The sequence below is a fragment of the Stenotrophomonas sp. GD03877 genome, from assembly GCF_029840555.1.
Classification (GTDB): Bacteria; Pseudomonadota; Gammaproteobacteria; order Xanthomonadales; family Xanthomonadaceae; genus Stenotrophomonas; species Stenotrophomonas geniculata.
Map to the genome: position 1 here is coordinate 12,643 of NZ_JAOCCT010000009.1, position 22,568 is coordinate 35,210.

22 protein-coding genes are annotated in these 22,568 nt (G+C 66.5%); 14 read left to right on the forward strand and 8 right to left on the reverse strand.

The features are described from left to right. Positions 1-127: 127 nt before the first annotated feature. Both rho and trxA read right to left on the reverse strand, forming a co-directional pair. Entirely contained in the window at positions 128-1,879 is a 1,752-nt protein-coding gene (gene rho / locus N5D20_RS08870; RefSeq protein WP_049436838.1) for a transcription termination factor Rho, read from the reverse strand. 228 nt (positions 1,880-2,107) lie between these two features. Beyond that, positions 2,108-2,437, reverse strand: a complete 330-nt coding sequence (gene trxA / locus N5D20_RS08875; RefSeq protein ID WP_005411275.1) for a thioredoxin — start codon at positions 2,435-2,437, stop codon at positions 2,108-2,110. A gap of 510 nt (positions 2,438-2,947) precedes the next feature. Between trxA and rhlB the strand changes: the two genes are divergently transcribed. The 8 genes from rhlB to N5D20_RS08915 all read left to right on the forward strand — a co-directional run bounded on the left by rhlB (position 2,948) and on the right by N5D20_RS08915 (position 10,979). After that, positions 2,948-4,669: an ATP-dependent RNA helicase RhlB gene (gene rhlB, locus N5D20_RS08880; protein WP_197579493.1), complete on the forward strand. Its 1,722-nt coding sequence runs from the start codon at positions 2,948-2,950 to the stop codon at positions 4,667-4,669. 147 nt (positions 4,670-4,816) lie between these two features. After that, complete coding sequence (gene ftsE / locus N5D20_RS08885) at positions 4,817-5,503, forward strand: cell division ATP-binding protein FtsE (RefSeq protein ID WP_005419728.1); 687 nt, start codon at positions 4,817-4,819, stop codon at positions 5,501-5,503. 3 nt (positions 5,504-5,506) lie between these two features. Further along, entirely contained in the window at positions 5,507-6,454 is a 948-nt protein-coding gene (gene ftsX / locus N5D20_RS08890) for a permease-like cell division protein FtsX (RefSeq protein ID WP_049436839.1), read from the forward strand. 7 nt (positions 6,455-6,461) lie between these two features. Further along, the gene (locus N5D20_RS08895; protein WP_197579492.1) at positions 6,462-7,304 is read left to right on the forward strand and encodes a response regulator; all 843 of its coding nucleotides are present in this window, start codon (positions 6,462-6,464) and stop codon (positions 7,302-7,304) included. Continuing rightward, positions 7,301-8,014: a uracil-DNA glycosylase gene (ung, locus tag N5D20_RS08900; RefSeq protein ID WP_197579491.1), complete on the forward strand. Its 714-nt coding sequence runs from the start codon at positions 7,301-7,303 to the stop codon at positions 8,012-8,014. The genes N5D20_RS08895 and ung overlap by 4 nt, the downstream gene beginning before the upstream one ends. A 278-nt stretch (positions 8,015-8,292) precedes the next feature. Further along, positions 8,293-9,168: an RNA polymerase sigma factor RpoH gene (gene rpoH / locus N5D20_RS08905; protein ID WP_049428989.1), complete on the forward strand. Its 876-nt coding sequence runs from the start codon at positions 8,293-8,295 to the stop codon at positions 9,166-9,168. 348 nt (positions 9,169-9,516) lie between these two features. Next, the gene (locus N5D20_RS08910) at positions 9,517-10,488 is read left to right on the forward strand and encodes an RHS repeat-associated core domain-containing protein (protein WP_239519187.1); all 972 of its coding nucleotides are present in this window, start codon (positions 9,517-9,519) and stop codon (positions 10,486-10,488) included. Between the two features lie 59 nt (positions 10,489-10,547). Further along, complete coding sequence (locus N5D20_RS08915) at positions 10,548-10,979, forward strand: DUF2247 family protein (protein WP_158003716.1); 432 nt, start codon at positions 10,548-10,550, stop codon at positions 10,977-10,979. A gap of 149 nt (positions 10,980-11,128) precedes the next feature. On the opposite strand, the gene purD is transcribed toward N5D20_RS08915, so the two are convergent. The 3 genes from purD to purH are packed head-to-tail and all read right to left on the reverse strand — an operon-like array spanning position 11,129 to position 14,249. Continuing rightward, a complete protein-coding gene (gene purD, locus N5D20_RS08920) occupies positions 11,129-12,412 on the reverse strand; it encodes a phosphoribosylamine--glycine ligase (protein ID WP_197579490.1) in 1,284 nt (427 codons plus the stop codon). Next, positions 12,409-12,648 carry a hypothetical protein gene (locus tag N5D20_RS08925; RefSeq protein ID WP_197579489.1) on the reverse strand — a complete coding sequence of 80 codons (240 nt, stop codon included), beginning with the start codon at positions 12,646-12,648 and terminating at the stop codon, positions 12,409-12,411. Before N5D20_RS08925 ends, purD begins: the two co-directional genes overlap by 4 nt. A 17-nt stretch (positions 12,649-12,665) precedes the next feature. Then, positions 12,666-14,249, reverse strand: coding sequence for a bifunctional phosphoribosylaminoimidazolecarboxamide formyltransferase/IMP cyclohydrolase (gene purH, locus N5D20_RS08930; protein WP_197579488.1), 1,584 nt, complete (start codon positions 14,247-14,249; stop codon positions 12,666-12,668). A gap of 223 nt (positions 14,250-14,472) precedes the next feature. Between purH and N5D20_RS08935 the strand changes: the two genes are divergently transcribed. From N5D20_RS08935 to N5D20_RS08960, 6 genes are read left to right on the forward strand one after another with little or no spacing between them, the layout of a single operon-like run. Then, the gene (locus tag N5D20_RS08935) at positions 14,473-15,090 is read left to right on the forward strand and encodes a CDP-alcohol phosphatidyltransferase family protein (protein WP_191863410.1); all 618 of its coding nucleotides are present in this window, start codon (positions 14,473-14,475) and stop codon (positions 15,088-15,090) included. A gap of 34 nt (positions 15,091-15,124) precedes the next feature. Next, positions 15,125-16,876 carry a bifunctional alpha/beta hydrolase/class I SAM-dependent methyltransferase gene (locus tag N5D20_RS08940; RefSeq protein WP_197579487.1) on the forward strand — a complete coding sequence of 584 codons (1,752 nt, stop codon included), beginning with the start codon at positions 15,125-15,127 and terminating at the stop codon, positions 16,874-16,876. Positions 16,877-16,899: 23 nt separating this feature from the next. Next, entirely contained in the window at positions 16,900-18,204 is a 1,305-nt protein-coding gene (locus N5D20_RS08945) for a dual specificity protein phosphatase family protein (RefSeq protein ID WP_197579498.1), read from the forward strand. Continuing rightward, on the forward strand, positions 18,201-18,638 hold the full coding sequence (locus tag N5D20_RS08950; protein ID WP_054172621.1) for a hypothetical protein: 438 nt from the start codon (positions 18,201-18,203) through the stop codon (positions 18,636-18,638). The genes N5D20_RS08945 and N5D20_RS08950 overlap by 4 nt, the downstream gene beginning before the upstream one ends. Before the next feature lie 13 nt (positions 18,639-18,651). After that, the gene (locus N5D20_RS08955; RefSeq protein ID WP_005411260.1) at positions 18,652-19,281 is read left to right on the forward strand and encodes a lysophospholipid acyltransferase family protein; all 630 of its coding nucleotides are present in this window, start codon (positions 18,652-18,654) and stop codon (positions 19,279-19,281) included. After that, entirely contained in the window at positions 19,278-20,273 is a 996-nt protein-coding gene (locus N5D20_RS08960; RefSeq protein ID WP_049480684.1) for a phosphatidate cytidylyltransferase, read from the forward strand. The genes N5D20_RS08955 and N5D20_RS08960 overlap by 4 nt, the downstream gene beginning before the upstream one ends. 93 nt (positions 20,274-20,366) lie before the next feature. On the opposite strand, the gene fis is transcribed toward N5D20_RS08960, so the two are convergent. From fis to prmA, 3 genes are all read right to left on the reverse strand, one after another. Further along, positions 20,367-20,642 carry a DNA-binding transcriptional regulator Fis gene (gene fis, locus N5D20_RS08965; protein ID WP_005419706.1) on the reverse strand — a complete coding sequence of 92 codons (276 nt, stop codon included), beginning with the start codon at positions 20,640-20,642 and terminating at the stop codon, positions 20,367-20,369. Between the two features lie 114 nt (positions 20,643-20,756). Further along, a complete protein-coding gene (locus N5D20_RS08970) occupies positions 20,757-21,527 on the reverse strand; it encodes a DUF3426 domain-containing protein (protein WP_197579486.1) in 771 nt (256 codons plus the stop codon). 42 nt (positions 21,528-21,569) lie between these two features. Further along, positions 21,570-22,490 carry a 50S ribosomal protein L11 methyltransferase gene (gene prmA / locus N5D20_RS08975; protein ID WP_049452982.1) on the reverse strand — a complete coding sequence of 307 codons (921 nt, stop codon included), beginning with the start codon at positions 22,488-22,490 and terminating at the stop codon, positions 21,570-21,572. Positions 22,491-22,568 lie beyond the last annotated feature (78 nt).

The window sequence follows — 22,568 nt, forward strand, 5'->3', positions numbered from 1 at the left end:
AGGGCCGGGCAGGGGCCGGCGGATTATCGCCAAAAGTGGGCGGCGGCGAAGTGAAGTGCGTCGCCCTGCAGGCAAAAAAAAACCTGCCGCAGCGAGCGGCAGGTTTCTTCCGATGCAGCGCCGTGGATCAGCGCTTCATCGAACCGAAGAACTCGTCGTTGGACTTGGTGTTCTTCATCTTGTCGAGCAGGAACTCCATCGCAGCCATTTCATCCATCGGATGCAGCAGCTTGCGCAGGATCCAGATCTTCTGCAGCAGTTCCGGCTCGATCAGCAGGTCTTCGCGGCGGGTGCCCGAACGGTTGATGTCGATGGCCGGGAACACGCGCTTTTCAGCGATACGGCGGCTCAGGTGCACTTCGCTGTTGCCGGTGCCCTTGAACTCTTCGTAGATCACCTCGTCCATCTTCGAGCCGGTGTCGACCAGCGCGGTAGCGATGATGGTCAGGCTGCCACCTTCTTCCACGTTGCGCGCGGCACCGAAGAAGCGCTTCGGGCGGTGCAGGGCGTTGGCGTCCACACCACCGGTCAGCACCTTGCCCGAGCTCGGCACCACGTTGTTGTAGGCGCGGGCCAGGCGGGTGATCGAGTCGAGCAGGATCACCACGTCCTTCTTGTGCTCGACCAGGCGTTTGGCGCGCTCGATGACCATTTCGGCCACCTGCACGTGGCGCGCGGCCGGCTCGTCGAAGGTCGAGCTGATGACTTCGCCGCGCACGGTGCGCTGCATTTCGGTCACTTCTTCCGGGCGCTCGTCAATCAGCAGCACGATCAGGTGCACGTCCGGATGGTTGGTGGTGATGGCCGTGGCCACCTGCTGCATCATCATCGTCTTGCCGGCCTTCGGCTGCGACACGATGAGCGAGCGCTGGCCCTTGCCCTGCGGTGCCATCAGGTCGAGGATACGGCCGGTGATGTCTTCCGACGAACCGTTGCCACGCTCCAGGGTGAAGCGGCGGCGCGGGAACAGGGCGGTCAGGTTCTCGAACAGCACCTTGTTCTTCGACGCTTCGATCGGCTCACCGTTGATGGTGTCGACGATGTTCAGCGCGAAGTAGCGCTCGCCGTCCTTCGGGAAGCGGATGCGGCCGGAGATGTGGTCGCCGGTGCGCAGGTTGAAGCGGCGGATCTGGCTGGGCGAGATGTAGGTGTCGTCCGGGCCGGCCAGGTAGCTGGCTTCGGCCGCGCGCAGAAAGCCGAAGCCGTCCGGCAGGATTTCCAGCACGCCGTCGGCGGCGACGCCGTCACCGTGTCGGGTCAGCACCTTCAGCAGGGCGAAGATCACATCCTGCTTGCGGGCGCGGGCCACGCCTTCGGAGATCTGCAGCTGCTCGGCGATTTCCAGCAGCTTCTGTGCCGGCATGCGCTTGAGGTCGCTCAGCGAGTAGACCGGGAAGCCCTCGGGCACGTTGGCGTGCGGGCGCGGCACGAACGGCTGCTGCTCGCCGCCGTCGTTGGGCAGGCCATCGTCGCGGAAGCGGTTGTTGCGGTCACGGTCGCGGCGGTTGCGGAAGCGGTCGCGGCGGTTGCCCTGGCCTTGCCCCTGGCCCTGCTGGCCGTTCTGGTTGTACGGGTTCTGGCCCTGGTTCTGGCCGCCCCCCTGGTGGTTCTGCTGCCGCGGCTGGCCGGATTCGCGACCCTCACCGCTTTCGCCACCGCCACTGCTGGCAGGGGCCTCGGCGGCGGGCGCGCTCGGTGCGGGGGCGGTTGCGGCCGGTGCCGGCGCTTCGGGCGCGGCGGCCAGCGGCAGGGTCGGCTGCGCCGGAGCGGCGCTGGTTTCGGCGGCTGCCGGAGCGGCGGCCTTGCTCACGCGGGGCTTGCGCACGCGCTTTTCGGCGGGCGCATCGGCGCTGCCGGTTTCGGAAGTGTTATCGGACAAGAGCGTTATTCCTCGCTTGAAGGTGCGAGCGCCCGGCTGGGGCGGCGAACGTTGGGAATGGGTCTGGAGGAAACTGCGTCCAGAGGGTGCGGCACGCGAACGCGGCCGGATATGCCGACACTATCATCGGCCTGCGGCGCCGTGCAAGGGCTGCCGGGAACAGCATTCATCATGGGCGCGGGGCGCCCGCCGGCAGCCGTGGTCGGCGGCTGCCGGAGAACAGCAGGATCAGGCCAGGGCCTTGTCCAGCAGGCCGGCCAGCTGGGCCTTGCCCACCGCACCGATCTGCTCGCCAACCTTCTCGCCGTCCTTGAACACGACCAGGTACGGAATCGAACGCACGTGGTACTTGGCGGCCAGCGCACGATTGTGGTCAACGTTGACCTTGGCGATCTTGGCGCGGCCCTGGTAGGCATCGGCCAGCTCGTCCAGCGCCGGGGCGATCATCTTGCATGGGCCACACCACTCGGCCCAGAAATCGACCAGCACCGGTTCCTTGGAATTCAGCACTGCGCTATCAAAGTCGGCGTCGCCGACATGTACAACCTTGTCGCTCATCTTGGTTTCTCGTCTTGGATTGCACCCGGCCATGCCGGAGGTGGGTGAACTGGGCCATGCCCGGTGGCGCGACCCTCGTCGTTGCCTCGCGGCGCACTGCCGCGGTGCGTTCGGCGGGATGCCTGGACGCTCACGGCCGGCAGTGTACCCCTATCGCAGGGCGGGGACAGGCGCCGGCTGGAACCCAGCGTATCGTGATCGCTTCGATGCCTGGTATGTGTCGGATTTCACTGTCTTCCTGTACATGGGGCTGGCAGTGGGCGACACCAGCGGGCCTGGCAGGGCTGTTCAAGTCCGGTGTGGCTGGGTGAAGGGCCCCGTCTCTTGACTTTATGAGACAGGTCATTCCGGTTTGCTGGCCCGAGTGCGTTAAACTGGGGCATTGTGCGGCGCGCGGACCGGGTGGTCCCAGCCTGCCAACCCGCCGCAGGGGCCGCAGTTTGCGACGGTGCCCCTAGACGCTGAAGTGCCAGCCGCCCCACGGGCCGGCGGCCATACCAAGACGGACTCATGAGCGACAAACCGCTGACCGATTTGACCTTCTCCTCCTTTGAGTTGCACCCGGCCCTGCAGGCCGGCCTTGAAGGAGCCGGATTCACCCGTTGCACCCCGATCCAGGCGCTGACCCTGCCCGTCGCGCTGCCCGGTGGTGACGTTGCCGGCCAGGCCCAGACCGGCACCGGCAAGACCCTGGCCTTCCTGGTCGCCGTCGTGAACCGCCTGCTGACGCGTCCGGCCCTGGCCGACCGCAAGCCGGAAGATCCGCGCGCGCTGATCCTCGCCCCGACCCGCGAACTGGCCATCCAGATCCACAAGGATGCAGTGAAGTTCGGTTCCGACCTGGGCCTGCGTTTCGCGCTGGTCTACGGCGGCGTGGATTACGACAAGCAGCGCGAACTGCTGCAGCAGGGCGTGGACGTGATCATCGCCACCCCGGGCCGCCTGATCGACTACGTCAAGCAGCACAAGGTGGTGTCGCTGCACGCCTGCGAGATCTGCGTGCTGGACGAAGCCGACCGCATGTTCGACCTGGGCTTCATCAAGGACATCCGCTTCCTGCTGCGCCGCATGCCGGAGCGCACCACCCGCCAGACCCTGCTGTTCAGTGCCACCCTCAGCCATCGCGTGCTGGAGCTGGCCTACGAGCACATGAACGAGCCGCAGAAGCTGGTGGTTGAAGCCGAGACCATCACTGCCGCGCGCGTGCGCCAGCGCATCTATTTCCCGGCCGACGACGAGAAGATTCCGCTGCTGCTTGGCCTGCTGTCGCGCAGCGAAGGCGCGCGCACCATGGTCTTCGTCAACACCAAGGTGTTCGTCGAACGCGTTGCCCGTTCGCTGGAAAAGGCCGGCTACCGGGTCGGCGTGCTGTCCGGCGACGTGCCGCAGAAGAAGCGCGAGAGCCTGCTCAACCGCTTCCAGAAGGGCCAGCTGGAAATCCTGGTGGCCACCGACGTGGCCGCGCGCGGCCTGCACATCGACGGCATCAAGTACGTCTACAACTACGACCTGCCGTTCGACGCCGAAGACTACGTGCACCGCATCGGCCGTACCGCGCGCCTGGGTGAAGAGGGTGATGCGATCAGCTTCGCCTGCGAACGCTACGCCATGGGCCTGCCGGACATCGAGGCCTACATCGAGCAGAAGATTCCGTCCGAGCCGGTCACCAAGGAACTGCTGACGCCGCTGCCGCGCCCGGAACACCCGGCCCCGGTGGCGGGCGAGGAAGGCGAGGACAACGAAAGCGTCGGCCAGATCTTCCGCGAAGCGCGCGAAGCCCGCGCCGCCGAGGAAGAGCGTCGAGGCGGTGGCCGTAGTGGCGGTCGTTCAGGCGGTGGTGGCCGTGGTGGTCGCGACGGTGAGCGCAGCGGCGAGCGCCGTTCGCGTGGCCCGCGCAAGCCGCGCGTCGAAGGCGAACAGGGCGCTGCCGCCCCGGCCGCCGGTGCCGAAGGCGCCGTTGCCCAGGCCCCGCGTCCGCCGCGCCCGCCGCGCGCCGAAGGCGCACCGGAAGGTGCGGTGGACGGCGAGCACAAGCCGCGCAAGCGCCGTCGTCGTCGCCACGGCCGTCCGGTCGAAGGTGCCGAGGGCGTGCAGAGCGCCGCCGGCAATGGCGCCAGCCCGGTCACCCCGGTACAGGTGGTGGCCAAGCCGGTGCGCACGGCTGCTGATACCGGCGATTCGTTCCTGACCCGCATCGGCCGCAAGATCCGCCGGATGCTGTCGGGCAACTGATCGTTACTGCCGATCAGCGGGTAGCACCCGACCGTTGGTCGGGTGGCTTTATTTAAGGGTGTGCCGACCAACGGTCGGCACCCACCAGGCCGGACCGGTGGCACCCACCATCTCCACGACGTCGCGCCGGTCCTGCATAATCGGGGCATGAGTGTCCTGCGCTTCGACAATGTCAGCAAACAGTACGCCGGTGGCCACGAGGCACTGACCGATGTCAGCTTCGAGGTCGCGCCGGGCGAGATGCTGTTCGTCACCGGCCATTCCGGTGCGGGCAAAAGCACCCTGCTCAAGTTGATCCACCTGGACGAGCGGCCCAGCCGCGGTGCGGTGGTGTTCGACGAGCGCAACCTGCTGAAGGTGCGTGGCGGCGACGTGCCCCGCCACCGTCGCGCGGTGGGTGCGGTCTACCAGGACCATCGCCTGCTGATGGACCGCTCGATCGCCGAGAACGTGGCGTTGCCGCTGATCCTGCGCGGCACCCGCCGTGGCGACATCAACAAGCGCGTGCGCTCGGTGCTGGAGCGGATGGGCCTGGGCCATCGCGAGAAAGCGCTGCCCTCGCAGCTGTCGGCCGGCGAGCAGCAGCGCGTCGGCATCGCCCGCGCCATCGTCGGCGAACCCAAGCTGCTGGTGGCCGATGAGCCGACCGGCAACCTCGACCCGACCCTGGCCGCGGAGATCATGGCCCTGTTCGCCGAGCTGCCCTCGCGCGGCACCAGCGTGCTGGTGGTCAGCCACGATCTGCCGCTGCTGCGTCGCATGCGCAAGCGCGTGCTGATCCTCGACCACGGCCGGCTGGTGGATGACATCTCGCCGCAGGACCTGGCGGAGTAACGCATGGCGAAGAACGAAAACAGCGAAGCCGCCGCGCCCTCGCGCGTGGGCGTCTGGTTCCAGCACCACGTGCACAGCGTGGTGTTCAGCCTTGGCCGCGCCTGCCGCAAGCCGTGGGCGACCCTGCTGACGGTGATGGTCATGGCGCTGGCACTGGCCCTGCCGCTTGGCCTGTCGATCGCGCTGGACAACCTCAAGCAGTTCGCCGGCAGCGTGCAGCAGTCGCGCGACATCAACGTGTTCCTGAAGGGCAACGTCGATGGTCCCGGCGCACTGCGCCTGGCCGGCCAGCTGCGCGACCGCGACGACGTGGCCGAAGTGAACGTGCGCACGCCCGAGCAGGGCCTGCAGGAACTGCGCGATGCCGGCCTCGGTGAGGCGATCGACGCACTCAACGACAATCCATTGCCCTCGCTGCTGGTGATCACCCCGGGCCAGGGCAAGGACGACGCACGCCTGGCGCGCGCGCTGGAAAGCCTGCCCGAGGCCGACCTGGTGCAGCACGACGCACTGTGGCGCCAGCGTCTGGATGCCTGGCTGGCATTCGGCGCACGGCTGGTGCAGGTGCTGTCGGTACTGCTCGGCGTGGGCGCCGCGCTGGTGGTCGGCAACACCGTGCGCCTGGATATCCAGGCGCGTCGCGAAGAGATCGGCGTGCTGCAGCTGCTCGGCGCCAGTGATGGCTTCATTCGCCGCCCGTTCCTGTATCTGGGCGCGTGGTATGGCCTGGGTGCCGGCGCGGTGGCGCTGGCCCTGATTGCTGCGGCCGGCGCCGCCCTGCGCGTGCCGCTGGCCGAACTCTCGCGCAGCTACGGCAGCCCGTTCGTGCTGCATGGCCTGGATCTGCTGCATGGCGGCCTGGTCCTGCTCGGCACGCTGCTGCTGGGCTGGCTGGGCGCATGGCTGGTGACCGGCCACTTCCTCCGCCAGACCCGCCCGACCGACACCTGAGACCGGCATGCAACCGCAAGTGTTGAAGCACCTTGAAGGGCCCGCGACGCGGGTGATGGTGGTCGATGGCTCGAAGCTGGTGCGAAAGCTGATCACCGACGTGCTGAAGCGCGACCTGCCCGGCGTGGACGTGATCGGCTGCGACAGCATCGAGGACGCGCAGCAGGCGCTGGCGCAGGGCCCGGTGGACCTGGTGACCACCTCGCTGACCCTGCGTGATGGCGACGGCCTGGCGCTGGCGCGGATGGTCCGCGAAGCCGCTGGCCAGGCCTATGTGCCGGTGATCGTGGTGTCCGGCGACGCCCAGCAGCACCTGGAGCAGCGCCGCTTCACCGAGTACGTCACCGACTATTTCGACAAATCGCTGGGCCACGAGGCACTGGCGACCTTCATCCGCGGCTATGTGCAGCCGCAGACCATTCCCGGCGCCACCATCCTCTACATCGAGGACAGCCGCGTGGTGGCCGAGGCCACCAAGCGCATGCTCGAGCGCCAGCAGTTGAACGTGCTGCACGTGGTCAGCGCCGAAGAGGCGTTCACCCTGCTCACCGCCGAGTCGCTGGGCCGCAGCCGCCACCGCATCGACCTGGTGCTGACCGATGTCACCCTGAAGGGCGAACTGAGCGGCCGCGACGTGGTGCAGCGCGTGCGCGTGGACTTCGGCTACGGCAAGCGCCGCCTGCCGGTGCTGGTGATGACCGGCGACGGCAACCCGCACAACCAGACCGGGCTGCTGCAGTCCGGTGCCAACGACCTTGTGCTCAAGCCGATCGAAGAGCGGTTGCTGGTCACCAAGGTGCTGTTCCAACTGCGCCTGGCCCGATTGAATGATGGACCCCTGATTCGATGATGGATGAAGTAGCCGATACCCCGACGATCCAGCTGGAACCGAGCTGGAAGCAGCATGTCGGCGATTACCTGATGCAGCCGCAGATGCGCGAGCTGTCCGCCTTCCTGCGCCAGCGCAAGGCCAGTGGTGCGGCGGTGTTCCCGCCCGGTCCGCAGATCTTCGCCGCGTTCGATGCCACGCCGTTCGAGCAGGTGAAGGTGGTGATCCTCGGCCAGGACCCGTACCACGGCCGCGGCCAGGCGCATGGCTTGAGTTTCTCGGTGGCGCCCGGTGTGCCGGTGCCGCCGTCGCTGCTGAACATCTACAAGGAGATCGAGAGCGATCTGGGTATCCCGCGTCCGGACCACGGCTGCCTGATTCCGTGGGCGCAGCGCGGCGTGCTGTTGCTCAACGCCGTGTTGACGGTGGAAGAGGGCCAGGCCGGCGCGCACCAGGGGCGAGGCTGGGAAGGCTTCACCGACCACGTGGTGGATGTGCTCAACCGCGAACGCGACGGTCTGGTGTTCATGCTCTGGGGCGCGTACGCGCAGAAGAAGGGCAAGGTCATCGATACCCGTCGCCATCGCGTGCTGAAGTCGCCGCACCCGTCGCCGTTGTCGGCCCACCGTGGATTCCTGGGGTGCCGCCATTTCTCGATGGCCAACGAGTACCTGCAGCGCCGCGGCCAGGCTCCGATCGACTGGTCGCTGCCACCGCGTTCGGCGCTCTGAGCGGCGGTGCCGGTCCGGGGCTGAACGCCGGGCAACGTTTCCGGCCCTGAATGGGCGTCCGGGACGGCCTGTTCAGCTCCGCTTGACCGGAATCGGCCGGTTTCCGGCAGGTAATTGCTTGAATTCCAAGGGATTGTGAATCCCGAAAAGCGCGCTCGCCACTGTCATCAAATCGCGCTACGGTAGGGCTCTGTTTGGGACCAGTGTTGCATCAATAGGATGCTGGAACTTTTTCCTCCTTTAGCAGTCCAAATCCCGGACTGCTAAGATGGGTGCCTATGAGCCAGAACACCTCTACTGCCCTTGTGGCAAACAATCTCCCGATTCCCAGTGCGCTCGGTTCGCTGGACGCCTACATCGGTGCCGTGCACCAGATCCCGGTGCTGTCGGTCGATGACGAACAGGACCTGGCCCGTCGCTTCCGCGACGGCAACGATCTGGACGCCGCCCGCGAGCTGGTGCATTCGCACCTGCGCTTCGTGGTGCACGTGGCCCGCGGCTACAACGGCTACGGCCTTGCGCTGGGCGACCTGATCCAGGAAGGCAACATCGGCCTGATGAAGGCGGTCAAGCGCTTCGACCCCGAAATGGGCGTGCGCCTGGTGTCCTTCGCCGTGCACTGGATCCGTGCCGAGATGCACGAGTTCATCCTGAAGAACTGGCGCATCGTCAAGGTCGCTACCACCAAGGCGCAGCGCAAGCTGTTCTTCAACCTGCGCAAGTCGAAGACGCGCCTGGGCTGGATGAACGCGGCTGAAGTCAGCGCAGTGGCCAAGGACCTGAACGTGTCCGAGCGTGAGGTCATGGAAATGGAATCGCGCCTGTCCGGTCGCGATATCGGTTTCGATGCGCCCACCGACGAGGACAACGAACATGCGCCGCCGTCGCCGGCCGCGTTCCTGGTTGCCAACGACGAAGATCCGTCGATGGCCTATGAGCGTGCCGACAGCGAAGACAACCAGATGCAGCTGCTGCGCGAAGGCCTGGCCGAGCTGGATGCCCGTTCGCGCGACATCATCCGCCGCCGCTGGCTGGATGCCGACAGCAAGGTGACGCTGCAGGAGCTGGCCGACGAGTACGGCGTGTCGGCCGAGCGTATCCGCCAGGTGGAAGCGAACGCGCTGAAGAAGATGAAGGCGCTGTTCACCGCGTAAGGCATAGATCTTTGGTTCGGTTCCTGTTTCCGGCCCCCGTTCTGATGAAAAGCCCCGGCGTTGGTCGGGGCTTTTCGTTTGACCGGCATGGCTGTTGGTAATGCGGGCCGCTGATCGGCTGCTTCAGTAGTACCAGCCCATGGCGGGCAGTCATGCGCTTCCGGTAGCCGTTCAATCCCTCGAGAGGTTTATAGCCAAGGGCCTGGTCCAATTCAGAATGGTCCCTCTGGCCTCAGTCCTGGAGTTGGACTCCGATGACTGCCTTCCTGTGCTATGAATGCCAAGCCTTGCTTCAAGGCTCTTTCATGGATTGGAATGATGCGCAGGTTCGGGGGAACTGCAGGCGGTGTGTCGACCCGCCTCGGGGGATTTGAAGATCGAACTCGCAAGCTGGGTGCCATAGGCGTCTGGCTGTGCTGCGTGCTGCTAATGGGCCTTGGCCTGTCACCATCCGCAATCGCCCAGACAACGATCACATACATTCACACTGATGCCCTCGGCTCGGTTGTGGCGGAAAGCGATGCCAACGGCAACGTCATCAAGCGATATGACTACGAGCCCTACGGGGCCGTGGTAGGCGGTCAGGTCACGGATGGACCTGGGTACGCCGGACATGTGAGCGACTCGGCTACAGGGCTGAGCTACATGCAACAGCGCTACATGGATCCACAATTGGGCGTGTTTCTGTCGGTAGACCCAGTCACCGCTCACCAAATGCCAGTTGAGCAGTTCAATCGGTATCGGTACGCGAACGGGAATCCGTACAGGTTCGTCGATGCGGATGGAAGGCAGGCCGCAGAGCGATTCGTTGAGCAGCATCGGAGAGATATTGCTGCCGGAAATGGCGCCGTATACGAGCCGATGAGACCGGCCGCAATCGCCGTTACAGCGGCAATGGCTGCCCCAGTGCTGATCGAAGCTGGCATGGTTGCGATGGCCAATCCAAGTGTCGTATCGGCAGCTACCAGTATCGCTGCTGATATCGCAGGAGTTACAGGTGCCGGTGGAGCAGGTGTTGCGGCATCCAAAGCTCTGAGTGCAGAAGGTCGGGCACTTTTGAATTCCCGGCCTGTTGGAAGTGCACTCAAAGCGGACGCTGGGCACAATTCAGCGACCTTTATGCGAGAGACCGCTGCAGAAGCAGGTGTTCATACTCCATTGACAGGAGGCGACGGCGTGGTTCGCACTCTGACTCAGCTACCCGGTGAACTCAATGGAAAGGCTGGTCGGTTTGAATACATAGTCGACAAGGCTGGCGACTTGACCCATCAAAGATTTGTGGAAGGTGGCAGCATGAACGGAATACCAAACAAGAAGTGAGTGTCTACATGAGAACGTATGACTGTATTCAACCCTATGGGCCCTGGAGTCAGACCGAGGTGGCGTGGGCACTGGGGCGCCATCTGATTGACTTTGAGGTTGCGAAGCACTGCGCGTCGGAGCAGAAGGGACTGGAAGAGAAGTTCAATCTGAACTCCTTGATTGAAAGACTTGAAGGGGCTTTTCCCGATGAGCGTAATAGCGTAGCTGCGCAGTTGGCGGCATTCGACAAGAACTCAAACGAGGATGAGATTTTCAGAAGATGGCTGGTTGCATTTCTCGCGGACGCTTACGCTAAGCGCGATGAGATTGCTGATCCGCTCGGAGAGGTTGAGAGGATCTACGCTGATTTTGATTACCCGGAGTCTCTGGAGAGCTTTGTCAGGTACATGCCAGCTTCTGATGGGTATGATCCGGCTGCGCACTCACATGAGCAGAATGTTGCGCGGCTCTTCGAGAACTGGAAGCGTTATCTTGACTCGGCGAAGTAGCAGATTCACTCAGCGTAATTTCCTTCGCTTGACGTGCGTCGCTTCTTCCCGAAGCGCACCGTCCCGGCTTCCATGCCGAGGACGGTGAAGACTCCCAGAATCCGTGATCTGGTTCCATGCAGGAAGCTGTGTAGTGGATCTACCAGGTCTCACCCCTCGCGTGCGATCGCGCGCCAACCGATGTCGTTGCGGTGGAACTCGTTGGCCCAGGTCACCTTGGCCACGCCGGTATAGGCATTGGCCTGTGCGTCGCGCACGCTGTCGCCCAGCGCGGCCACGCACAGCACGCGGCCGCCGGCACTGAGCACCTGGCCCTGCGCGTCCAGCGCGGTGCCGGCATGGAACACCTTGGCGCTGGCCGGCACATCGGCCAGACCGGAAATCACATCACCGGTGATCGGCGATTCCGGGTACGGCTTGGCGGCCAGCACCACGCCCAGCGACGGGCGCGGGTCCCACTGCGCCTCCACCTGATCCAGGCGACCGTCGATGGCCGCCTCCACCAGGTCGACCAGATCCGACTGCAGGCGCAGCATCACCGGCTGGGTTTCCGGGTCACCGAAGCGCACGTTGAACTCGATCACCTTCGGCGCGCCGCTGGCGTCGATCATCAGGCCAGCATAGAGGAAGCCGGTGAAGGGAATCCCGTCGGCGATCATGCCCTGCACGGTCGGGTTCACCACTTCGCGCATCACGCGGGCATGCACCTCCGGGGTGACCACCGGGGCCGGCGAATAGGCACCCATGCCACCGGTGTTCGGGCCGGTGTCGCCGTCGCCGACGCGCTTGTGGTCCTGCGAGGTGGCCATCGGCAGCGCGTGCACGCCGTCCACCATGGAAATGAAGCTGGCTTCCTCGCCATCGAGGAACTCTTCGATCACCACGCGGGCTCCGGCATCGCCGAACGCGTTGCCCGAGAGCATGTCACGCACGGCGTCCTCGGCTTCGGCCAGGGTCATCGCCACGATCACGCCCTTGCCGGCGGCCAGACCATCGGCCTTGACCACGATCGGTGCGCCCTTCTCGCGGATGTAGGCCAGGGCGGCGTCCACATCGGTGTGCACGGCATAGAACGCGGTGGGGATGTTATGGCGGGCCAGGAAGTCCTTGGCGTAGGCCTTGCTGCCTTCCAGCTGCGCGGCGGCGGCGGTCGGCCCGAAGATGCGCAGGCCGGCGGCACGGAAGCGGTCAACCACGCCGGCCACCAGCGGTACTTCCGGGCCAACCACGGTCAGCGCCACGCCTTCGGCCTGGGCCAGCGCCAGCAGGCCGTCAATGTCAGTCACTTTCACCGCCACGTTGCGGCACTTGTCTTCGCTGGCGGTGCCGGCGTTGCCGGGCGCCACGATCACTTCGGTGACACGGGAGGACTGGGCCAGCTTCCATGCCAGGGCGTGTTCGCGGCCGCCAGAGCCGATGACAAGAATCTTCACAGTCTTACCTTCTTGCCGGGCACGCCGGGCATCAAGCTTTCATTGAGCCTACTCTGCTGCTCCAAGGCCTCATTTCTTTCAGAGAGATTCCTGAGTTCCTGGAGGATTGCGTTTAGATCATCGATGTGAACGCAGATGTGGCCGCCGGCCTTCGGAGTAGGACGTCGCCTCTGATCAACGTAGTGGGAAAACAGAGTAATGAGTTCCTGCGCGGGGCTTGGTGATTCAGCGGTCATTTCTTTGAAGCTCCCAATCAGTGGCGGAAGTGGCGCACGCCGGTGAACACCATGGCCAGGCCATGTTCGTCGGCGGCGGCGATCACTTCGGCATCGCGCATCGAACCGCCCGGCTGGATGACCGCCTTGATGCCGGCGGCAGCGGCGGCATCGATGCCGTCGCGGAACGGGAAGAACGCATCGGAGGCCATCACCGAACCCTCGACCACCAGGTTTGCATCAGCGGCCTTGATGCCGGCGATGCGCGCCGAGTACACGCGGCTCATCTGGCCAGCGCCGACGCCGATGGTGCGGTTGTCCTTGGCGTAGACGATCGCGTTGGACTTCACGAACTTGGCCACCTTCCAGGCAAACAGCAGGTCGGTGAACTGCTTGTCGGTCGGCGCCAGCTTGCTGACCACCTTCAGCTCGTCGCGGGTCATGCCGCGGTTGTCCGAGGACTGCAGCAACAGGCCCGAGCCGACGCGCTTGCTGTCGAAGTTGTTCAGGCCATCGCCATGCGGGATGCGCAGCACGCGCACGTTGGCCTTCTTCTGCGCGTATTCCAGCGCGGCCGGCTCGTAGTCCGGGGCGATCAGCACTTCGACGAACTGGCGGTCGAGGATCACCTTGGCGGTGGCGGCGTCCAGCGGCGTGTTGAAGGCGATGATGCCGCCGAAGGCGCTGGTCGGGTCGGTGGCGTAGGCCAGCTCGTAGGCATCGCCGTTGCCGGCACCGACGGCCACGCCGCACGGGTTGGCGTGCTTGACGATCACGCAGGCCGGCGCCTCGAACTGTCGCACGCATTCCCACGCCGCATCGGCGTCGGCCAGGTTGTTGAAGCTCAGTTCCTTGCCCTGCAGCTGCTGGAACGTGGCCAGCGTGCCCGGCACCGGGTACAGGTCGCGGTAGAAGGCGCCGCTCTGGTGCGGGTTCTCGCCGTAGCGCAGGTCCATCACCTTCACGAAGGTGGAGTTCATCTGCGCCGGGTACTCGGCACGGGCCGGCACGGCGGCGTCGGTGGCGGTGACCGCCGACAGGTAGTTGCTGATCGCCGCGTCGTACTGGGCGACGCGGTTGAACGCGGCCACCGAGAACGCAAAGCGGGTGGCGGCCGACAGCTGGCCGTCGTGGGCGTCCAGCGAGGCCAGCAGTTCGGCGTACTGCGACGGGTCGGTGGCCACTGCCACGCGGGCGAAGTTCTTGGCCGCCGAACGCAGCATGGCCGGGCCGCCGATGTCGATGTTCTCGACCGCATCGGCCAGGGTGCAGTCGGCCTTGGCGGTGACCGATTCGAACGGGTACAGGTTCAGCACCAGCAGGTCGATGGCGCCGATGCCGTGCTCGGCCATCACCGCATCATCCAGGCCCGAACGGCCCAGCAGGCCGCCGTGCACCATCGGGTGCAGGGTCTTGACGCGGCCGTCCATCATTTCCGGGAAACCGGTGACGTCGGCCACGTCCTTCACGGCCAGGCCCGCATCGCGGATTGCCTTGGCGGTGCCGCCGGTGGACAGCAGCTCCACGCCGCGTGCCGCCAGCGCAGTGGCCAGCTCGACCAGACCGGTCTTGTCGGAAACGGAGAGGAGGGCCCGGCGGACGGGCAACAGATCAGCAGTCATGGGACAGAATCGGCAGCGGAGCGGGGCCGATATTGTAGGCGGTGGGGGCCCGTGGCGGGCGCTGGAAGGGGTAATTTGCCGTGGCAATCGGTGTAAGGCCGGGTCGGGCACACCGATCCGGCCCGATCCGGAGTCTGGGCTGCGGACCAGAGCCGGGTTGTCGGAATCTGCCAACGATGGGGTAGGCTGTGCCCGCACTGCCAAGGATCAGCGGGTACGGATCATGTCGATCTATGCATTGAAGGGACGTTTCCAGGACCTGTTGCGTCCAGCCGTACGCGGTCTGTTCCGCATGGGGATCACTGCCAATACGGTGACCGTGGCCGCCGCCGTGGCCTCGCTGCTGGTGGCCGCGGCCGTGTGGTGCTGCGCGCCGACCCAGCCTCTGCTGTACCTGCTGCTGCCGTTGTGGATGCTGCTGCGCATGGCGCTCAACGCCGTGGACGGCATGCTGGCGCGCGAATTCGGCCAGCAATCGCGGCTGGGCGCCTATCTGAACGAAGTGTGCGATGTGATCGCCGATGCGGCGCTGTACCTGAGCCTGCTCAGCGTACCCGGCGTGCGCCCGGAGGCGCTGTGGCTGCTGGCCTGGACGGCGGCGCTGAGCGAGTACGCCGGCGTGCTGGGGCTGATGGTCGGTGCCAGCCGCCGCTATGACGGCCCGATGGGCAAGAGCGACCGCGCCTTCGTGATCGGTGCGCTGGGCTTGCTGCTGGCCTTCGGCTGGGGCGGTGCACTGACGGTCAGCGGCGTGGCCGCAGCCATGGCAGTGTTGTGCGTGCTGACGATGATCAACCGCGTCCGTCGCGGACTGCGGGAAGCGGCGGTTTCGCCGAATTAATCAAGCAGATACAAAAAGACAATCAGGAGATTGCATGCGTCAGGCGCAGGAACGGGAATTCCACAGCTTCGACCAGGTACCGCTGTTCTACCGGTACTGGGCGGGCACCACCGCAACCCCGGCCACCAAGGCCATCGTGCTGCTGCACCGCGGCCACGAGCACTCCGGCCGGGTCACCCACCTGGTCGATGAGCTGGACCTGCCCGACACCGCCTTCTTCGCCTGGGATGCGCGCGGCAATGGCCGCTCGCCGGGTGCACGTGGCGATGCACCGGGCTTCCCGGCGCTGGTGCGTGATCTGGACAGCTTCATTGCCCACATCGGCGCCGAGCACGGTATCGCGGTGGAAGACATCGTGGTGATCGCGCAGAGCGTGGGGGCGGTGGTTGCCGCGACCTGGGTGCACGATTACGCGCCGCGCCTGCGTGCGCTGGTGATGGCTTCGCCGGCGTTCAAGGTGAAGCTGTACGTGCCGTTCGCACGCCCGGGCCTGGCATTGATGCAGAAGCTGCGCGGCAATTTCTTCGTCAACAGCTACGTCAAGCCGCAGTGGCTGACCCACGACCCGGCACGGGTGGAAAGCTACCGCACCGATCCGCTGATCACCCGCCCGATCTCGGTGCGCGTGTTGCTGGGCCTGTACGAGGCCGCCGACCGCATCGTGGCCGATGCGCAGGCGATCAGCGTGCCGGTGCAGCTGCTGGTGTCCGGCTCCGACTTCGTCGTGCATCGTGGCCCACAGGACCGCTTCTACGAGCGCCTGTCCAGCCCGATCAAGGAGCGCGTGCACCTGCCGGGCTTCTTCCACGACACCCTGGGCGAACGTGATCGCGCGCCGGCACTGGCGCGCATCCGCAGTTTCATCCAGGCGCGCTTCGCCGAACCGCTGCGCGAGTTGTCGCGTCGTGACGCACACCGGCATGGGCCGACCTTCGAGGAATCGGAGATCCTGGCGTGGCCACCGGAACGTAACAGCCTGGCCGACCTGCGCTGGCGCGTGGTGCGTGGCGGCCTGCGTTTCGGCGGCACGTTGTCCGAAGGCATCGCACTGGGCCTGCAGACCGGTTTCGATTCCGGCAGCACGCTGGACTACATCTATCGCGACCAAGCGCGCGGCAACGGCCCGCTGGGGCGCATGGTCGACCGCAATTACCTGGACGCAATCGGCTGGCGCGGAATCCGCATCCGTGGCCAGCACCTGCAGGAACTGCTGCGCGATGCTGCCCAGCGCCTGCGCGGGCAGGGCACACCGGTGCGCGTGCTGGACGTGGCCGCCGGGCATGGCCGCTATGTGCTGGAAGCGCTGGGCCAGGGCGAACAGCGCGCCGACCGCATCGTGCTGCGTGATTTCAGCGATCTGAACGTGATCCAGGGCCAGGCCTTGATCGAGCGCCTCGGTGCGGCCGACATCGCACGCTTCGAGCAGGGCGATGCGTTCGATCCGGCGCAGCTGGCGGCGGTGGACCCGGCGCCGACGCTGGCGGTGGTATCGGGCCTGTACGAACTGTTCCCCGACAACGATGCCGTGATGCGCTCGCTGAAGGGTATTGCCGCAACGGTGCCGGTGGGCGGCTATCTGGCCTACACCGGCCAGCCCTGGCACCCGCAGCTGGAATTCATCGCCCGCGCGCTGACCAGCCACCGCGGCGGCGCCGCGTGGGTGATGCGCCGCCGTACCCAGCAGGAGATGGATGAGCTGGTGCGCCTGGCTGGGTTCGAGAAGGTGGCGCAGCGTATCGATGACTTCGGCATCTTCACCGTGTCGCTGGCGCGCCGGACCGCGTGATGGCGACGCTCGCCGCCACCCCGCTGGCCGCGGAAGGGCGCCCCTGGCGGCGCGCCCTGCTGTGGCTGGCCCTGCTGGGCCCGTTCTTCTTCGCCAGCTATGGCTTCGCCAACTGGATGGCCGGTCGCCACGCCGCGTTGCCGGTGATGGCGTTCGCGTGGGAGGCGCACATTCCGTTCGTGCCGTGGACGATCGTGCCGTACTGGTCGATCGACCTGTTCTATGCGGTCTCGTTCTTTCTGTGCCGACAGCGCCTCGAACTGGACCGGCATGCGCTGCGCCTGCTCAGTGCACAGCTGATCGCGGTGACCTGCTTTCTGCTGTGGCCGCTGCGCTTCAGCTTCGAACGGCCGGAGATCGGCGGCGTGTTCGGTTGGCTGTTCGATGTGCTGCTGGGCTTCGACAAGCCGTTCAACCAGGCGCCATCGCTGCACATCGTGCTGCTGATCGTGCTGTGGGTGAAGTTCGCGCAGTACCTGCACGGCATGTGGCGTTGGGTGCTGCATGTGTGGGCACTGCTGATCGGTGTCTCGGTGCTGACCACGTTCCAGCACCATTTCATCGACATCCCGACCGGGCTGCTGGCCGGCTGGCTGTGCGTGTGGCTGTGGCCGGAGCAGGGCACGCCCCCCTTGCGTGCCTGGCGCACCGCGCGTGATGCCAAACGGTGGCGATTGGCGGCGTTGTACCTGCTGGGGGCAGTGCTGTTGTTGGTGCCGGTGGTAATGCTGCGTGGCGCGTCGTTGTGGCTGCTGTGGCCGGTGGTGTCGCTGCTGCTGGTGGCGCTGGCGTATGCCGGGCTGGGTACGGCGGTGTTCCAGAAGCGCGCCGATGGTCGCCTGACCATGGCGGCGCGCTGGCTGCTGGCGCCGTACCTGGGCGCCGCCTGGATCAACTCGCGGCTGTGGACGCGGCGTGTGCCGCAGCCAGTGCCGGTGCTGGACGGCGTGTGGCTGGGCCGGATTCCCTGCACGGCATTGCCGACACCTTTGGTGGGCGTGGTCGATGCCTGCGCCGAGCTGTCCTGCCGCGCGCCGGGTGCGGCGTACGCCGGTGTGCCGATGCTGGACCTGGTGGTGCCGGAACCGGAGCAGCTGCGCGAGGCAGCTGAGGCCATCGCGCGCCTGCGTGCGCAGGGGCCGTTGCTGGTGTGCTGTGCACTGGGCTATTCGCGCAGTTCCGCCAGCGTGGCGACCTGGCTGCTGCGCAGCGGTCGTGCGGCGGATGCCGATGCGGCGGTGGCGATCGTGCGTGCCACGCGTCCGAGCATCGTGCTGGGCAAGGCGCACCTGCGCGCGATCACCGTTGCCGCCGGAAACCCTGCATGAGCACGACGCCTGACATTGCGACCATGCAGCTGCTGTTGCGGCAGGGGCGTTGGCCGGCAGGCCTGTCGCTGGGGCTGCTGCTGGTGGCATTGCTGCTGCTCGGCACCGAGCCGGGCCTGGCGATGATCGCTGCAGGGTTGCTGCTGGCCAGCATGTTTGCGGGGGTGGCTCAGACGTACCACGCGTGGCGGGTGGCGCTGGACGCCAGCCTGCTGCAGCTGCTGCGCGATGAGGGCCTGGACGGCGATGCCGCCGCGCGCCGCACCGATCAGGTGCTGCAGGACAGCGGCCTGCGCCGCGCGTCGCCCGATGCGCCCCTGCGCGGCTGGGACGCGCGCTGGGCCGGCATGCGCCGCCTGCTGTTGCGCCAGTACCTGCTGACCGCGGTGCAGTTCGCACTGCTGGTGCTGGCCGTGTTGTGGCCGCAGACGTGAACGGGAGGGACCAATGTTCGCCGAACTGATTGCCCGCGCCTGCAGTGGTGCGATCCATGTGGTGACTGGCGCCCGCGCGCTGTGGATCGGTTGCGCGCCGTCCAGCGAGCGACGCGTGTATTACGGCAACCATGCCAGCCATGGTGACTTCGTGCTGATCTGGTCGTCGATGCCACCGGCATTGCGGCGGCAGGTGCGCCCGGTTGCTGCTGCCGAGTACTGGCAGCGCGATGGGCTGCGTCGCTACCTGATCGATGCGGTGTTCAACGGCGTGCTGGTCGAGCGCGAGGCCGGTCATCGCCAGCAGGATCCGCTGCAGGCCCTGCGTGACGCGGTGGACGAAGACTGCTCGCTGATCCTGTTTCCGGAAGGCACGCGCAACGTGGGCGATGAGCCGTTGCTGCCGTTCAAGAGCGGCATCTACCATCTGGCCCGGCAACGGCCGGAGCTGGAATTCGTGCCGGTGTGGATCGACAACCTGAAGCGGGTGATGCCGAAGGGCCGGTTCCTGCCGCTGCCCTTGTTGTGCACGGCTACCTTCGGTACGCCGCTGCGACTGCAGGCCGACGAGGACAAGGCCGCCTTCCTGGCCCGCAGCCGGCAGGCGCTGCTGGACTTGGCGCCGAATGGAGGTCGTGCATGAGTTTCGTGTTGGATGTATCTGGCGATCTGGCAACGCAGAGTGTCGGCCAGCAGACCGGCCTGCTGTTCGCCGGTGTCGGCGCGGTGCTGGTGCTGGCCACGCTGGTGGCCGAGACCCTGCGCTGGCGCCAGCGCGGACAGCCCAGTGCGGTCATCGCCAACCTGGTCTCGCGCATCCGCGCCTGGTGGGTGATGGCCATCGTGGTCGGGCTGGCGTTGTTCTTCGGCCGTGCCGGGGTGATCGTGCTGTTCGCGATCATCTCGCTGTTCGCGCTGCGCGAGTTCATCACCCTGGCGCCGACCCGCTCGGGCGACTACTACGCGCTGCTGGCCGCGTTCTACGTCGTCCTGCCGTGGCAGTACTACCTGGTGTGGATCGACTGGTACGGCATGTACACGCTGCTGATTCCGGTCTATGCGTTCCTGTTCCTGCCGATCCTGTCGACCATCGGTGGCGATACCACGCACTACCTGGAGCGGACCGCGAAGGTGCAATGGGGGCTGATGATCTGCGTGTTCTGCATCTCGCATGTGCCGCTGCTGCTGAACCTGCACGTGCCCGGCCATGATCCGTCGCGCAACGTGCTGCTGTTCGCCTTCCTGGTGATCGTGGTGCAGTCCTCGGACGTGCTGCAGTACATCTGGGGCAAGCTGCTGGGCAGGCATCTGATTGCACCGAAGCTGTCGCCGTCGAAGACAGTGGAGGGCTTCGTGGGCGGCGTGCTGAGTGCCAGCGCGCTGGGTGCGGCGCTGTGGTGGATCACCCCGTTCACGCCGCTGCAGGCGTTCGGCCTGTCGCTGCTGATCAACCTGATGGGGTTCTGGGGCGGCCTGGTGATGTCGGCGATCAAGCGTGACCGTGGCATCAAGGATTGGGGCCACATGATCGAGGGCCATGGCGGCATGCTCGACCGGCTGGATTCGGTGTGTTTCGCCGCGCCGGTGTTCTTCCATGTGGTGCGGTACTACTGGAAGGCAGGCGGGGGCGGCTGATCCCGCCGGGTCTCCATCCACGCATGGCGTGGATCTACTGGAGCCGGGTGGTTCGGGCATCGGTAGCGCCGGGCCATGCCCGGCGGGCTGCGCTTACGCGCTGATGCCGTATTCCTTCAGCTTCTTGCGCAGGGTGGCACGGTGGATGCCCAGCATCGCCGCGGCGCGGCTCTGGTTGCCTTCGCAGTGGTTGAGCACTTCCACGAACAGCGGGATCTCCATCTCGCGCAGCACGATCTCGTAGACATCGTCCGCATCGCAGCCATCAAGGTCACGCAGGTAGCGGCGCACGGACTGGGCGACGTGTTCACGCAGCGGTGGCCGGGGAGCGCCACGACTGTTGTCAGGACGAGAAAGGACAGCGTTCAAGGGGGTTCCCGATTCGGTTGGCCCGTGCGCGCGGAGCGCGCGGCCGGACGAGGTGGTGGCGGCCAGTCTAGCGCGAGCGTGCCCGGCCTGCCACGGCTGGTCGCCTCACCCCGGTCAGAGGAAGTCGAAGGTGAATGCGACGGTGGATGCAGCAGGCTCCTGTACCCGGAACGCGACGCGCGCGCTCTGGCCCGGTTCCAGCAGGGCTGTGCCGGGGTTCTCACCCAGGTACTGCGTGGGCGTGAACACGCCGCTGCCGATCACCCGGCCATCGGCATCGGACAGTGACAGGCGCAGGTCTGGCCACGCCTGTGCCCAACGTGCGTCGTTACGGATGCTGGCCTGCACCTGCAGCACGCCGGCCTGCCCGGGCAGCGGCCGGATCTCGCGGCTGGTCATGGTGAAGGCGGTGGGTTCGTGCCAGGCCGGCAGGCTGCAGTGCAGTACGCCGCACAGCGTGCCCAGCCACGCGCGGTTGCCGGCGTCGGCGGCCAGCCGCGCGCGGTCGGCCAGCACGCTCTGCAGTAGCAGCAGCAATGCCAGCCCTCCGACCAGCAGCCAGTGCCAACGGGGTGCTGGCAGCGTGCGTGCGCGCGTGCTGCCCAGGAAGCTGGGGGCATCACTGGCGGCCGCTGCTGCCTGCACCGCGAGCGGCGCCGGTTCGATGGCCGCTGCTTCATCAACGATGACAACGTCATCGTCGTGTCGCATCCCTGTCGCCGAGGGGGGTGCCAGGTCGATGGGCTCGACGGGCATCTGCTCCACAGGTGCTGTGTGCCCGGCTTCGTCGTGCGTGCGCGCATCGGTCGCAGGCGCGGGCTCACCTTCCGGCGCGGTGCGCAGGAAGGTGGCCAGGGGACGGCGCGGTGGGTTCGGCTCGGACATGCTCAGGGCGCGGGCTCGGATCCAGCGGTCATTCAACCACGATCAGGCGCGGCGCACGCCGGTGATGCGCATCCAGTCGCCATCCTGGGTGGCCTGCAGATCGTCGAACCAGGCCGCATAGCGCTGCAGCAGTTCACCTTCCTGGCCATGCAGGATGCCGGACAGGGCGATGCGGCCACCGGCAGCGACGCGCGCGGCCAGCAGTTCGGCCAGCGCATCCAGCGCCGAGGCGAGGATGTTGGCGACCACGATCGGATAGGTCGCGACCGGTTCGTCCTGCGGCAGGTACACGTGCATGCGGGCCTGTTCGCCGTTGCGTTCGGCATTGTCGGCGGTGGCGACCAGGGCCTGCGGATCGTTGTCCACGCCGATGGCTTCAGCGGCGCCCAGCTTCAGCGCGGCCAGTGCGAGGATGCCCGAGCCGCAACCGAAGTCGAGCACGCGCTGGCCCTGCAGCAGGCCATCGCCTGCCAACTGGTCCAGCCAGCGCAGGCACAGTGCGGTGGTCGGGTGGGTGCCCGAACCGAACGCCAGGCCCGGGTCCAGCCGCACCACGGCGGCATCGGCGGCCTGCGCGGCATCGGGCAGTTCATGGTTCCACGGCACGATCCAGGTACGGCTGCCGAAGTCCATCGGCTGGAACTGGTCGATCCAGGCGCGTTCCCAGTCTTCATCCTCGACCGCGCGGAAGCTGCCGCTGCTCCAGTCCAGTTCCGGATCGAAGGATTCCAGTGCGGCCAGCAGCAACAGCGCGTTGCTGTCGGCGGGGAACAGCGCGCTCAGCACCAGCGTGTCCCACAGCGGGGTCTCGCCCACGCCCGGCTCGAGGATGGCCTGTTCGTTGCTGGTATCGGCCTCGGCATCAAGCAGCGTGACGGCCAGTGCGCCGACGTCCTCCAGCGCATTCTCATAGCGGGGCTGGGTAGCTTCGGTGCAACGCAGGGTCAGTTCCAGAAACGGCATGGCGGTGGGGGCAATCGCGGGAAAGGGGGCCATGCTAGACCATCGGGGCGTCTCCGTATCGCCTGAGATGCCGCTCCG